Origin of the sequence: Methylomicrobium lacus LW14 (assembly GCF_000527095.1) — a bacterium.
Classification (GTDB): Bacteria; Pseudomonadota; Gammaproteobacteria; order Methylococcales; family Methylomonadaceae; genus Methylomicrobium; species Methylomicrobium lacus.
In genome coordinates this window covers 3,787,929-3,801,076 of the sequence record NZ_AZUN01000001.1, presented here as the reverse complement: position 1 = coordinate 3,801,076, position 13,148 = coordinate 3,787,929, and the positions used below count along the sequence as shown (strand labels likewise).

The window sequence follows — 13,148 nt, the reverse complement described above, 5'->3', positions numbered from 1 at the left end:
AGATGAAACCGACCGACAACGAATCCCAGCCTTGGATAGAAGGCGAATTGCGGCTTGCCGGAATGCTGGACAAGCGAATGATCGCGCTGTTGCAGGCGATTGAAGAAAGCGGCTCGATCAATCAGGCCGCGAAACAATCGGGCTTGAGTTACAAGGGCGCCTGGCAAATGCTGGAAAGGCTCAACAACGGGGCGCCGCAAGCCTTGCTGACCACAGCGATTGGTGGCAGCAAGGGGGGCGGGACCTCTTTAACCGCCGCCGGACACGCCATGCTGGCGTTATTTACCCGCCTGGAGCGGCAGCATAGCGAATTCATCGCCGAGTTGAATCGCCGCCTCACAGACGATCCCGATACGATTCTCTTTCTCCAGCGCCTGACGGTCAAAACCAGCACGCGCAACCAGCTTTTCGGCAGCGTGACCTCGATCGGCCGGGCGGAAGAGGATGCGCAGGTCACCGTGCGCTTGCAAGGCGGGGGGCAGATCTTCGTTTCTATGGGGACGGCGGCGCTCACCGAACTGTCAGTCGATGTCGGCGCCGATGCGGTGTTGATGATCAACAGCGCCGACATCCTGTTGTCGACCGATGCCGGCCATCAACGCACTTCGGCCCGCAACTGCCTGTTCGGTCATGTGATGCGCATCCGGCACGACATCGTAGACTCCGAAGTGATCATCTTGCTTCCCGGCGGAGAAATTCTGGCCGCGATGGTGACTCAACAGAGTTTGCAAGATCTGGCGCTGGTGCCTGGCATGCCGGTATGGGCGCTATTTAAAGCCAATGCGCCGATTTTAGGCATCAGTCCGGCATCACGAACAGATTGAAGCCCGAAATATTGGTTTGCCAAACAGCGTAAACCTGCGCGGCTTTTGATGTCAGTGATCCGATCATTGCGCTACTTCGCTGACTTCCATTTGGCTTGTAAAACATCACGCCGAGTGTCGAAGATTCGCGCCAGTCTATCCGCTATCAGCCAGCGGTTTAAAAGTTCTCCGAGCCAGCCGAAGGGCATGGCATAGAACATGATGTCTTCCAGCTGAATACCGCTTTGCGTTTCGCTCAGACACACTTCATGGCTCCAGAATTTGAATGGTCCGATGCGCTGTTGATAGACGAAGCGTTTCGGCTCGTCGCATTGGCTGACTTCGGAAAGCCATGCCATCGGAATGCCGAACACGACCTTCATCCTATAGCTGATCAATAAGCCGGCATAAATTTTTTCGGGCACATTGGAGGTGATTTCGACATGGAAAAAAGCCGGCGTGATGTCGTTCAGATGATGGGGAGAGGAAAAGAAATCCCATGCCTCCTGCACGGTCATATTCAGCTCTTGCCGCCGATAGAGTTGATGAATTTGCATGCTGACGCGTTACTCTCAGTTTCCTCAGATTTGTCTGCTCAGAATTTAGAATGGATCAGGCCATCGAACCGATGGTTTTGCGGAAGCGGCCCAGAGCCAGCACGAAGAAGACGCCGCCGATGCCGATCAATGCAAGAAACTCGGGCCAGACGATGCTGAAACCGGCGCCACGGTAAAGAATGGCCTGGGCGAGCGCGACGAAATGCGTGGTCGGCGCCGCCAGCATCAGGTTCTGCACCAGCTCGGGCATGCTCTCGCGCGGGGTGATGCCGCCGGACAACATTTGCAGCGGCAGCAGGATGACGAGCATCAGCATGCCCATCTGCGGCATCGAGCGCGCCACGGTGCCGAGAAAAATGCCCATTGAGGTAGTCGCGAACAAATGCAGCGCCATCCCCAGGACGAAAAGCCCGATCGAGCCTTCGATCGGCACTTCAAGCACGCCCTGCACGACGACGGCCAGCGATGCCGTCGCGACGATGACTACGATCAGGCCCATGGCCCAGACCTTGGCCATCATGATTTCGAACGGGGTCAAGGGCATCACCAGCAAATGCTCGATCGTGCCGTGTTCGCGTTCGCGGATCAGCGCCGCGCCGGTCAGGATGATGGACAGCATCGTGATGCTGTTGATCAGCTCCATCACCGATCCGAACCACACCGAACTCAGGTTCGGATTGAAACGGGCGCGCACTTCGAGTTCGGCAGGCAGCGTCGTGACTGCACGATGCCTCTGCACGAAGGCCGTCACCTCGCCGTTGACAATGTTCTGGACGTAGCTGTTGCCGATAAAGGCCTGCGACATGCGGGTCGCGTCGACGTTGAGCTGGATCGAAGGCGTCCGCCCGGCCAGCACGTCGCGCTGGAAATCGGGCGGGATATCGAGAACGAAGGTGTACAGCCCCGCGTCCATGCCGGGGTCCATGGCATACTGGTCGATGATCGCCGGCGTCAGGAAATGGGGCGGAAAGAAGGCATTGATGATGCGCGACGACAATGGCGAATGGTCTTCGTCAACGAAGGCGATCGGCGCCTTGTGCAGCGATTCGGGCAGGCTCTTCGCGGTCAGGTAGACCTGGACGGTGAAGGAGAACACGATCAGCACCATCATCAGGGTGTCGCGCCCGAGGCTGCGCAGTTCCTTGACGCCGAGATGAAATATATTCAGCCAAGTCTGCACGCCTAGCGCTCCTGTTTCTTCAACAAGATGACGCTCAAACCGAGAATCACCGGAATGGCGAGGGCGAGCGGCAGCAAGTAGGCACTCAGCTCGGCGAAACCCAAAGCCTTCGAGAAGGTGCCGCGGCAGAGAGTGATGAAATGCGTGGTCGGAAAAATCTCGCCGACGAAGCGCGCCCCGCCCTCCAGCGACGACACGGGGTCGATCATGCCGGAAAATTGCCGGGTGGGAATGATGGTGGCGATCGAAGTCGCGAAGACGGCGGCGATCTGGCTGCGGGTGAAAGCCGAGATCAATAGTCCCAGGCCGGTGGAGGCGGTCACGTAGAGCAGCGCGGCCAGGGTCAGCAGCAGGAAGCTGCCCTTGTGCGGTACGCCGAAAACGAACACCGCCAGCGCGCAGACGAGAAAGAAGTTGATCATCCCCATCGCGATGTAGGGCAGTTGCTTGCCGACGAGGAACTCCAGCTTGGTCACCGGCGTGACGTACAGATTCAGGATCGAGCCCAGCTCCTTTTCGCGCACCACGCTGAGCGCGCTGAGCATGGACAGAATCAGCATCAGCAACATCGGGATCACGGCCGGTACGATGGCCGGCAGGCTCTTGACGTCGGGGTTGTAGCGAAAGCGTGTCTCTATCGTCATGAGACCGGCCGGCACATGGCCCGTCGCATGCCGGCGCGCCTGCTCCAGCAGCCAGACCTGGTGCATGGCCTGCACGTAGCCAATCACGTTCTCGGCGCGGGTCGGCATCGCACCGTCGACCCAGGCGCCGATCTTGACGTTATCGCCGCGCTCCAGATCGCGTGCGAAGTTGGGCGGGATCTCGATCGCCAGGCTCAGTTCGCCGCTGCGCATGCGCCGGTCGAGTTCGTCGTAGTCGGTGATCGGCGGCTGAGCGATGAAGTAGCGCGAACCGCCGAGGTCGAGCGCGTAGTTGCTGCTGAGCAGGGTCTGGTCGCGGTCGAGCACGGCAAAGCGCAGATCCTCGACGTCCATGCTGATGCCGTAACCGAAGGTGACCATCAGCAGCAGGGTACCGAACAGGGCGATCAGCCAACGAATCGGGTCGCGGCGCAGCTCCATAGTTTCGCGCACGGTATAGCTGAACAGCCGCAACAGGCTGAAACGGGGATGCGGCGAGACTTGTTCCTTCTCCTCCGGCCGAAGAGGGGGAGAGAGTGATGCCTCCCCGATCTCAGGGACTCCGGCCGGCGCATCGTCAATTCCGCTCGCTGCCTTCAGATAGTCGATGAAGACCGCTTCCAGAGAGGCATGGCCGCTGCGTTCAATCAGTGCGGCGGGGCTGTCGCTGGCAAGCACCTTGCCGGCATGCATCAGCGAGATGCGGTCGCAGCGCTCGGCCTCGTTCATGAAATGGGTTGAAATAAAGATGGTGACGCGATCGCGGCGTGACAGGTCGATCATCAGCTCCCAAAAGCTGTCGCGCGCGACCGGATCGACGCCGGAGGTCGGCTCGTCGAGAATCAGCAAATCGGGCTTATGGATTACCGCGACCGCCAGCGAAAGGCGCTGCCTGATGCCCAGCGGCAAGTTGTCGGGCAGGACGTCCATCACCGGCCCGAGCCCGAAGCGATCGGCCATCTCGGTCACGCGAACGGGAATTTCGGCTTCGGGCAGGTGAAACAGCCGGGCGTGCAGTTCCAGATTTTGCCGCACACTCAGTTCGGAATACAGCGAGAACGCCTGCGACATGTAGCCGACGCGCCTCCGCGTGTCCAGATTGCCGGCGTCTACGCCCCGTCCGAACAGCAAAGCATCGCCTTCGCTCGGTTGCAGCAGGCCGGTCAGCATCTTCATCGTGGTCGACTTGCCGCAGCCATTGGAGCCGAGAAAGCCGAAGATTTCGCCGCGCTCGATACGCAAACTGACGCGATCGACCGCGACGAAATCGCCGAAGCGCATCGTCAGATCATGGGCTTCAATCGCAATTTCCGGCTCGCCCCCGGTGTCCCGCGCCGGAATCACGATTGCCTTGTGGCCCAGGCGCTTTGCCTCCGGCAGCAGCCGGATAAAAGCCGCTTCCAGCGTACCGGCACCGGTTTTTGCGCGCAGTTCCGACGCCGTGCCGGTGGCCAGGATTTTGCCTGCATCCATCGCCACCAGCCAGTCGAAGCGCTCTGCCTCGTCCATGTAGGCGGTCGAGACCAGCACGCTCATACCCAAATGGCGCGCGCTTAGGCGCTCGATCAGCTCCCAGAACTGGGCGCGGGACAAGGGATCGACGCCGGTCGTCGGCTCATCCAGCACCAGGAGGTCGGGATCGTGAATCAGCGAACAACACAGTCCGAGCTTTTGTTTCATGCCGCCCGACAGTTGCCCGGCCTGCCGGTCGCGGAAAGGGCTCAAACCGGTGCTGTCGAGCAGTTCGGCGATGCGTTGATGGCGTTCGGCTTGCTCGTGGCCGAACAAGCGGCCGAAAAAATCGACGTTCTCGAATACCGAGAGCGTGAGATAGAGATTCTTGCCCAGTCCCTGGGGCATGTAGGCGATGCGCGGGCAGACCGCGCGGCGGTGCGCCGCGTCCGCAATATCGCCGCCCAACACCTCGATCCGGCCTTTCTGCATTTTCCTTGCCCCGGTCAACAGCGCCATCAAACTGGACTTGCCGACGCCGTCGGGGCCGATCAGACCGACCATGCGGCCGCTCGGAATATCCAGACTGAGGTTGTCGAGGGCGAGATTCCTGCCGTAGCGCAGGCTGACACCCTGCACGCGGACGGCCGGCCCTGCAGGCGTGTGGCCGTTCATTTGATCAACTTGATCGCGAGTTCGGCGGGCCATTCTACGGCCGGGTCGATTTTGACATAGGCCATGCCGGGCAAACCGGTCTTGACCTGTTCGAGATGCTGTTTCAATAGCTCGGGAGCGATCCTCGCACGCACGCGGAACATCAACTTCAGGCGTTCGCTCTCGGTCTCGACGGTCTTTGGCGTGAACTGGGCGACACTGGCGACGAAGCTGGCTTTGGCCGGAACCACAAGATTTGGCGCGGCATCGAAGACGAGGCGGATTTCGCTGCCTAGTGCCACATTACCGGCGGCCTCGGTAGGCAAAAAGAAGGTCATATACACATCGGACAGATCCACCATGTTCAGCACCCGGCCGCCGGCATCGAGCACTTCGCCGGGCTCGGCGACCCGGTACTGCACGCGGCCGTCGCGCGGCGCCTTCAGTGCGCGGTCGTCGATATCGGCCTTCAGCCGCGCGACGGTCGCTTTGGCTGCCTCGATCAAAGACTGCGACTCTACCACCTGCGACTTCGACGCCTCGATGCCGGCGCGCGCGGCCGCGACCTGCGCCTCGGCGGCCCTGACGGCCGCCTCCGCTCCCAGCACCCGGGCGCGGTTATCGTCGACTTCCTGCTGCGGGATAGCGCCTTCGCCGACGAGCCGCTGCGAGCGCTTCAAACGCTTGCGGGCAACGTCGAGTTCGGCCTGGCGCTGGGCGACAACCGCCTGGGCGGCGAGGCGTTCGCTCTCGCGTTGAACCACGATCGATTTCGCGGTCAGATAGGCGTTTTCGGCCTGGCGCACCTGCGCCTCCGCCTCGGCCTTTTGGGCCAGCAGCACTTCCGAATCCATCCGCGCCAGCAGATCGCCGGCCTTTACGAAGTCGCCTTCGTGCGCCAGAATCTCGATGACTCGGCCGGACGTCTTGGTGGCGATGTCGATTTCTGTCGCTTCGATACGGCCATTGCCGGAAACGATGCCCGCCGGCAGCCCGTTCGGACGCAAGCTCCACCAGACGGCCGCGGCCGCGAACACGGCTCCGGCAAGAATCCAGGTCAGTATCGATTTTGTCTGTGCGCTCATCAATCCTCCCGGCAGGTTTCAGTTATGTCGATAGGGCGTTCGCGCCGCCGCCCAGCGCCTTGTACAAGGCGATCAGATTGGTCGCGGTGTCCGCCTCCGAGCGGGCCAGATCGATTTCGGCGATATACAGAGCGCGCTGCGCGTCCAGCACGTCCAGAAACGAGCTGACGCCTTCCGTATAGCGTAAATTCGACAAACGGACCGATTCCTTCAGATCGGCCACCGAACGGGCTAGAGTCTGCCGCCGGATTTCTTCCTTCAGGTAGCGGGTCAGCGCGATCTCGGTTTCCTGCAGCGCCTCCAGCACCGCCTTTTCATAGTTCAGATAAGCTTCCTTCTGCTTCGCATCGGCCAAATCGATGCCGGCGCGGATGCGGCCGAAATTCAGCAAGGGCTGCAACAGATTGGCGGCGGTGCCGTAGGAAAACGACGCCGATTTGAACAAGCTTTCGATGTCGGTATTGCGCAGCCCCAAGAAGGCCGACAGCGATAGCTTCGGAAACAGTTCCGCGATCGCAGCCCCCTGCATCGCGGTCGCGGCCGCGAGACTGCGTTCGGCGACGCGAAGGTCGGGGCGATGGCGTATCGTTTCGGCCGGGGAAGCCAGAATCCCGAGCGCCGGCGCCGCCGGCACCGCGCCGCTGGAATTCAGCTGCTTGTCCAGGGAACCGGGACGCCCACCCGCCAGCACTTCGAGCTGGCGCAAGGCCGAAACCCATCGGGCTTCGAGCGCCGGAATCTGGGATTCGGTCGCGGACGCCTGCGCCCTCGCCCGCACCACGTCGTGTTTCGTGCCGACGCCTTCGTCGTTGAGCCTTTCGGTCAATCGCAACGTCTTCTGCTGCGACTCCAGGTTTGAGCGCGTAATTCTGAGTTGGTTCTGAAGGCTCCTATAATCGACATAGGTGCGCGCGATTTCGGAAGTCAGTACGACCTGCGACTGGCGATATTGCTCCGCTGCGCCTTCCAGATCCGCGGAGGCGGCCTCCAGGCGCCGCTGCTGGCGGCCGAACAGATCGATTTCCCAGAGCGCATCGAAACCGAGTTCGAACAGATTGAACTTGAGGCCGGGCGCGAACCCCGGAAACGGATTCTCGTTGCGCTGCGCGCCTGCAGCCACATTGACGGTCGGAAACAATTCCGCGCGCGTGCTGCGGCGCTCGGCGCGGGCCTGGTCGATACGGGTCAGCGCAATCTTGATATCGAGGTTGCCGGCCAGCGCCTGCTCCATCAGACGGTCCAGTGCCGCATCGCCGAAACTTTGCCACCAGCGCCGCAACGCTTCTGCGCCAACAGGCGTAGCGCCCTCTTTCGCCGGTTTCAAGCCGGAGGCTTGCCAGCGCTCGGGAACGGTTGGCGCGGTTTCCTTGTAATCGGGCCCCATAGCGCAGCCGGCCAAACCGGCGGCGATCAAACATGACGCTAGACTAGGCTTCATAGCGATGTCCCTTCAGAAACAAGGCAACGGCAGCATTGATCATATTTTCCTTCTCCGCAGCGTTCAATCCGTCCTGCATCCCAAGCAGGCAACGAAAATGCTCGTCCCCCTTCAACATACTCAGAAACAGACGGCTCGATGCCTCGACATCGGCAATTTGCATCGTGTCGCTCGCGGCCAGCTCGGCAAGGTAAGAGGACAGTTGCGTCAGAACCGGTTCGGGGCCGGATCGGTAGACCTGAGCTCCCAATTCCGGAAAATGTTGCTGCTCGGAGATGATCAGCCGGTAAAGCTGCAGCGACTCGGGCGCATAAATCAGATCGACGAAAGCGCGGGCAATCCTTTTCAGTCCGACTTCGGGATTCTGGTTGTTGCCCTGCGAACTAGCGAGCGTTATGAGCAGGGATTCGCACTGTTCGGCGATCACCGCCGAGAACAGTTCCTGCTTGCCGTGAAAATGGCTGTACAGCGTCGGCTTCGAGACCGGCGCGGCCTCTGCGATCGCTTCCATGCTGACGCCGCTGTAGCCGTGCGCGAGAAATGCCTGCCTTGCGGCAGCCAGGATGGCCTGTCGTTTGGATGGGGAAGCGTGAGTCATGATCTTACTCTAAAAATTTGATTGCTTATGGATCGGGTTCGTGAGTAAAATAAACTAAACCGTTTAGTTTAGCAATCCTTAATTTATGCACACTCCCTTTTACAAGACACCGTTGTTCATGATCGCCCTCCTACTGCTGGCGGCATCGGCCGGCGCCTTTTATTGGCTCAAAATCGTGCATCCTTTCGAGAGCACCGACAATGCCTATCTGAAGTCGCACATGGGCCTGATCAGCCCGAAAGAAAGCGGCTATGTGAAGGAAGTGCTGCTCGAAGACAACCAACATGTGAAGCGCGGCGATCTGTTGGTGGTGATCGACGACCACGACTTTCAGGCCAAGGCCGCGCAGGCCGAGGCACAGGTCCTGCTCGAAAAGGCCAGCGCCGAGACGCTGGAAACCGACAAACGGGCGCAGGGTGCGATGATCCGCCAGGAGCACGCTAACATCGCCGTGGCCGAAGCGAGCGTCGAAAAGTCGGCCAAGGATCTGAAACGCTTTACGAACCTGGCCGACGAAGGCGCCATTTCCGCGCAAAGCCGCGATGCGGCCGATTCGGCTTATAAACAGGCCAAGGCCGAGCGCAACAAATTCGTTTCAGCCAAAGAGGGCGCGGAAAGCCGACTGTCTACGCTGGATGCCCGCATGACCGAAAGCCGTGCCCGCCTGAAAGCGGCGGAGGCGATGCTGGAACTGGCCCGGATCGACCTGGCGAATACCCGCATCGTCGCACCGTTCGACGGCGTGATCGGCAACCGCAGCGTGCAGGTGGGCCAGCTGGTGCAACCGGGCAGCGCGCTCGCCTTCTTGATTCCGGCCGACGGCCTCTTTGTCGAAGCCAACTTCAAGGAAACCCAGATCGCCCAGATGACAGCGGGACAGGCGGTTGAAATTCGGGTCGATGCGGCTCCCGGCCGCGTTTTCGAGGGCATCGTTGACAGTTTTGCGCCGGCTTCCGGCTCCGAATTCAGCCTGCTGCCACCGGAAAACGCAACCGGCAACTTCACCAAGATTGTGCGCCGGGTACCGGTAAAGATCAAGTTCCGCGCGGGCACCGATCTTGACGGCCTCAGGCCCGGGCTCTCGACCACGATCAAAGTCAGAGTGCGGTAAACGGTCATGTCCGTCAGTGAATCATTACCCACTCGCCCTGAAGACAAGCAGCATGCCTCGGCAATAATAACGATCGAAAACCCACCCCATGGCGAGCTGACGACCCCGCAATGGCTCGGCTTCACCGCGATGGTCTTCGGCATTTTCATGGCGATTCTGGACATCCAGATCGTCGCGAGTTCGCTGGAACAGATTCAGGCCGGGCTATCGGCGACCAAGGACGAGATCACCTGGGTGCAGACCGCCTATCTGGTGGCGGAAGTCGTGATCATTCCGCTGTCAGGCTGGCTAGCGCGCGCCTTTTCGACGCGCATCTTGTTCGTGCTGTCCTGCGGCGGTTTTACCCTGATGAGCCTATGCTGCGTGCTGGCCTGGAATCTGCCGTCGATGGTGGTGTTCCGGGCTTTTCAGGGCTTGTTCGGCGGCGCGATGATACCGACCGTATTTGCGGTGATCTACACCTTGTTTCCGCCGCGCCTGCAACCGACGATGGTGATCGTGGTCGGCATGGTGGTGATGATTGCACCGACCGCGGGCCCTGTGCTGGGCGGCTATCTGACCGAATTCGTGTCCTGGAAGGCGCTGTTTCTGATCAATCTGGTGCCGGGCGTGCTGGTGTGTTTGGCGACATGGCAGTTCGTGCGTGTCGATGAGCCCGAGTGGGATTTGCTGAAGAAGATCGATTTTCTCGGCATCGTCTATATCGTAGTCTTTCTCGGCAGTTCGCAATTCGTGCTGGAAGAAGGCGTGAAGGAGCAATGGTTCGAGAGCCGGGAGATCGTGTTTTTCACATGCGTCGCGGTCGCCTCGGGCATGGCGATGCTTTACCGCGAACTGACGATAGATCATCCTATCGTCGACCTGTGGGCGTTCCGCAATCGCAACTTCACGGTTGGCTGCACGCTCGGTTTCATACTCGGCATCGGCATGTTCACGCTGATGTTTCTGATGCCGGTCTATCTGGCCAGCGTCAAGGGACTGAACAGCCTGCAGATCGGCCAGTACATCATGGTCACCGGCATGTTCCAGTTGCTGTCCGCCTTCGTCGCGGGCCCCTTGGTGAAACGCATCGATTCGCGGCTGATGCTGGCGCTGGGTTTGTCCGGTTTCGCGCTGGGTTGCTGGATGAACGGCAATCTGACCTATGACTCCGGCTACTGGGAGTTTTTCTGGCCGCAGGCGATTCGGGGCTTTTCGTTAATGTATTGTTTCCTGCCGATCAATTCCCTGGCGCTGGGCACCTTGCCGCCGGAGGAAGTCAAGAATGCCAGCGGGCTTTACAATTTGACGCGCAACCTGGGCGGCGCGATCGGCCTCGCGGTCGCGAATACGCTGATGATTCAATTGAACAAGGGCAATTACGCGGCGCTGCGCGAGCATGTGACGCCAGGCTCGCCGCAGGCACAGGCGCTATTGGGCGGTTTGCGGGAGCGGTTGTCGGGTAGCGGATTGCCGGATGCGGAATCGGCGGCGCTGAAGCAGCTTTACGGAATGGCGATGCGCGAAGCCGAAGTGCTGACGCTGAATATGATGTTTCATATTCTGGCGGCGGTGTTTTTTACCACGCTATTGCTGATGCCGTGGGTCAGCAAAGTCTCGGCTGACAGCGGAGCAAGCGGCGGGCATTGAGGGAAAGAAACCCACCGGGATTCGGCCGGGCTTCCAAAAAGGTAAGGCGAAGCGGGAAGTAAACGGAATAAGCTTATCGGGAAGCACGAAGCCTCCCGATAAGCTTTCAAGCAAGAATTTAGAGTAAACCTTTCAGCGCGGTGAAGTCTTGCAGCGCTTTTCTCAACAGTTGTTCTGCTTCTGGAATATTGCCAGCTTTAGCAGCGTTGCGAGCGTTTTTCAATACAACGTTAGCGCGGCTGCGAGCGATATCAACCTTGTCGTTTGCGTTGATTTCTTTGCTCATGTCTGATGCTTCTTTGGTCAGGCTGGCGATCGTTTCAGCATCGCCGCCGGAAGTTGCAGAAGCCAGAGCCGCTTCGATTTTCTTAATGGTCAGATCAATCGCATCTTTTGGAGCATATACGATTCTGCCGTCAGAAGCTTCCGCCATTGCAGAGGTAGAGAAAACACCCATGGAAGCGCCGACCAGTGCAGCAAGTGCGATTTTTTTCATGATTTTCATATTGTTAGAGTCCTCTGTTTTTTTTGTTATTTGATTTTATAAATCAGTAACGGTTTTGAAACGGTATTAGTGTACCGTCTGCGATTCTACCACAATTTATAATTTATTTGGCAAGCCTCCGCGCAAGATAGTTTGCAAGGTAAATCCAGCAACCCTCGCGAATGCGATCAATCCTACAGGCACGCGCCAAAATCATTTGAGCAACAGGCCCTTACTGTGCCTTGAAACAAAGCGCCGCTTTCTCGAGTGTACGGCTCAAATCCTGTTCGCTGTGCGCGGCCGACACGAAGCCCGCCTCGAATGCGGAAGGCGCGAGATACACGCCTTCCGCCAGCATTGCATGGAAGAAGCGCTTGAAGCGCTCCTGATCGCATTGCATCACGTCGGCAAAGCTTGTCACCTTGTCCTTGGCGCTGAAGAATATCCCGAACATGCCCCCGACCGCGTTAGTCGTGAAACCGATGCCGGCTTGATCAGCCACCGCTTGCAGGCCGCTCATCAGACTTTGGGTTTTCGCGCCGAGCGCTTCGTAAAAACCCGGCTGCTGTATCAGTTCCAGGGTCGCGAGACCCGCCGCCATCGCGACCGGATTGCCTGACAAGGTGCCCGCCTGATAGACAGGGCCCGCCGGCGCCAAAGATTCCATGATCTTGCGGCTGCCGCCGAACGCGCCGACAGGCATGCCGCCGCCGATCACCTTGCCTAAGGTGGTTAGATCAGGTTTGATCCCGTAAACGCCTTGCGCGCCCTGCAAACCGACGCGGAAGCCGGTCATCACTTCGTCAAAAATCAGTACGCTGCCGTATTGATCGCAGACTTTCCTGAGCGTTTCGAGAAAGCCGGGTACCGGCGGGATGCAGTTCATATTGCCGGCCACCGGCTCGACGATGATGCAGGCGATCTGTTCGCCGATTTGCGCGAACAGCTCGGCAACCGCCTCGCTGTCGTTGTAGGTCAGGGTGAGCGTATTTTCCGCCACCGCCTTCGGCACGCCCGGCGAACTCGGCACACCGAAGGTCAAGGCGCCGGAACCGGCCTTGACCAGCAGCGAATCGGAATGGCCGTGATAGCACCCCTCGAATTTGACGATTTTGTCGCGACCGGTATAGCCACGGGCCAGACGGATCGCGCTCATCGTCGCCTCGGTGCCGGAGCTGACCATGCGGACCAGTTCGACCGAAGGCAACAGCTCGATCACCTTTTGCGCCATGCGCGTCTCGATTTCGGTCGGCGCGCCGAAACTCAGCCCCTTTTCGGCCGCCGCCTTGACGGCCGCGATCACCGCGGGATGCGCATGCCCCAGAATCATCGGCCCCCAGGAGCCGACATAGTCGATATAGGCCTTGCCTTCGCTGTCGTAAATATACGCGCCTAGCGCCCGGTCGATGAAGACCGGCGTGCCGCCGACGCCGCTGAAAGAACGCACCGGCGAATTGACGCCGCCCGGAATCACGCGTTTTGCTTCGGAAAAAAGGGTTGCTGCTGTCATATT

At 59.7% G+C, this 13,148-nt stretch carries 11 protein-coding genes; 3 read left to right on the top strand and 8 right to left on the bottom strand.

The window, feature by feature from the left end; genetic code table 11:
• The first annotated feature begins 2 nt into the window (after positions 1-2).
• Positions 3-824, top strand: coding sequence for a TOBE domain-containing protein (locus METLA_RS0117740; protein ID WP_024299821.1), 822 nt, complete (start codon positions 3-5; stop codon positions 822-824).
• A 71-nt stretch (positions 825-895) separates the two neighbouring features.
• On the opposite strand, the gene METLA_RS0117735 is transcribed toward METLA_RS0117740, so the two are convergent.
• From METLA_RS0117735 to METLA_RS0117710, 6 genes are read right to left on the bottom strand one after another with little or no spacing between them, the layout of a single operon-like run.
• The gene (locus tag METLA_RS0117735) at positions 896-1,360 is read right to left on the bottom strand and encodes an SRPBCC family protein (protein ID WP_024299820.1); all 465 of its coding nucleotides are present in this window, start codon (positions 1,358-1,360) and stop codon (positions 896-898) included.
• A 55-nt stretch (positions 1,361-1,415) separates the two neighbouring features.
• On the bottom strand, positions 1,416-2,540 hold the full coding sequence (locus tag METLA_RS0117730) for an ABC transporter permease (protein WP_024299819.1): 1,125 nt from the start codon (positions 2,538-2,540) through the stop codon (positions 1,416-1,418).
• Positions 2,541-2,542: 2 nt separating this feature from the next.
• Positions 2,543-5,311: a ribosome-associated ATPase/putative transporter RbbA gene (rbbA, locus tag METLA_RS0117725; protein WP_024299818.1), complete on the bottom strand. Its 2,769-nt coding sequence runs from the start codon at positions 5,309-5,311 to the stop codon at positions 2,543-2,545.
• Positions 5,308-6,375 carry an HlyD family secretion protein gene (locus METLA_RS0117720; protein WP_024299817.1) on the bottom strand — a complete coding sequence of 356 codons (1,068 nt, stop codon included), beginning with the start codon at positions 6,373-6,375 and terminating at the stop codon, positions 5,308-5,310. The genes rbbA and METLA_RS0117720 overlap by 4 nt, the downstream gene beginning before the upstream one ends.
• A gap of 22 nt (positions 6,376-6,397) precedes the next feature.
• Positions 6,398-7,813 carry an efflux transporter outer membrane subunit gene (locus METLA_RS0117715; protein WP_024299816.1) on the bottom strand — a complete coding sequence of 472 codons (1,416 nt, stop codon included), beginning with the start codon at positions 7,811-7,813 and terminating at the stop codon, positions 6,398-6,400.
• Positions 7,803-8,411 (bottom strand): TetR/AcrR family transcriptional regulator, encoded by a 609-nt coding sequence (locus tag METLA_RS0117710; RefSeq protein WP_024299815.1) that lies wholly within the window; start codon positions 8,409-8,411, stop codon positions 7,803-7,805. The genes METLA_RS0117715 and METLA_RS0117710 overlap by 11 nt, the downstream gene beginning before the upstream one ends.
• Before the next feature lie 85 nt (positions 8,412-8,496).
• Between METLA_RS0117710 and METLA_RS0117705 the strand changes: the two genes are divergently transcribed.
• Positions 8,497-9,522, top strand: a complete 1,026-nt coding sequence (locus tag METLA_RS0117705) for an HlyD family secretion protein (protein WP_024299814.1) — start codon at positions 8,497-8,499, stop codon at positions 9,520-9,522.
• 6 nt (positions 9,523-9,528) lie between these two features.
• A complete protein-coding gene (locus tag METLA_RS0117700; protein ID WP_084480180.1) occupies positions 9,529-11,151 on the top strand; it encodes a DHA2 family efflux MFS transporter permease subunit in 1,623 nt (540 codons plus the stop codon).
• A 118-nt stretch (positions 11,152-11,269) separates the two neighbouring features.
• On the opposite strand, the gene METLA_RS0117695 is transcribed toward METLA_RS0117700, so the two are convergent.
• Positions 11,270-11,656, bottom strand: a complete 387-nt coding sequence (locus tag METLA_RS0117695; RefSeq protein ID WP_024299812.1) for a hypothetical protein — start codon at positions 11,654-11,656, stop codon at positions 11,270-11,272.
• Positions 11,657-11,867: 211 nt separating this feature from the next.
• Entirely contained in the window at positions 11,868-13,145 is a 1,278-nt protein-coding gene (gene hemL / locus METLA_RS0117690) for a glutamate-1-semialdehyde 2,1-aminomutase (protein ID WP_024299811.1), read from the bottom strand.
• Positions 13,146-13,148 lie beyond the last annotated feature (3 nt).

What these genes read in the sequence shown, in the direction of transcription:
- METLA_RS0117740 (WP_024299821.1), top strand. Translation starts at nt 3, where the DNA reads ATGAAACCGACCGACAACGAATCCCAGCCTTGGATAGAAGGCGAATTG.
- METLA_RS0117735 (WP_024299820.1), bottom strand. Translation starts at nt 1,360, where the DNA reads ATGCAAATTCATCAACTCTATCGGCGGCAAGAGCTGAATATGACCGTG.
- rbbA (WP_024299818.1), bottom strand. Translation starts at nt 5,311, where the DNA reads ATGAACGGCCACACGCCTGCAGGGCCGGCCGTCCGCGTGCAGGGTGTC.
- METLA_RS0117720 (WP_024299817.1), bottom strand. Translation starts at nt 6,375, where the DNA reads ATGAGCGCACAGACAAAATCGATACTGACCTGGATTCTTGCCGGAGCC.
- METLA_RS0117715 (WP_024299816.1), bottom strand. Translation starts at nt 7,813, where the DNA reads ATGAAGCCTAGTCTAGCGTCATGTTTGATCGCCGCCGGTTTGGCCGGC.
- METLA_RS0117710 (WP_024299815.1), bottom strand. Translation starts at nt 8,411, where the DNA reads ATGACTCACGCTTCCCCATCCAAACGACAGGCCATCCTGGCTGCCGCA.
- METLA_RS0117705 (WP_024299814.1), top strand. Translation starts at nt 8,497, where the DNA reads ATGCACACTCCCTTTTACAAGACACCGTTGTTCATGATCGCCCTCCTA.
- METLA_RS0117700 (WP_084480180.1), top strand. Translation starts at nt 9,529, where the DNA reads ATGTCCGTCAGTGAATCATTACCCACTCGCCCTGAAGACAAGCAGCAT.
- METLA_RS0117695 (WP_024299812.1), bottom strand. Translation starts at nt 11,656, where the DNA reads ATGAAAATCATGAAAAAAATCGCACTTGCTGCACTGGTCGGCGCTTCC.
- hemL (WP_024299811.1), bottom strand. Translation starts at nt 13,145, where the DNA reads ATGACAGCAGCAACCCTTTTTTCCGAAGCAAAACGCGTGATTCCGGGC.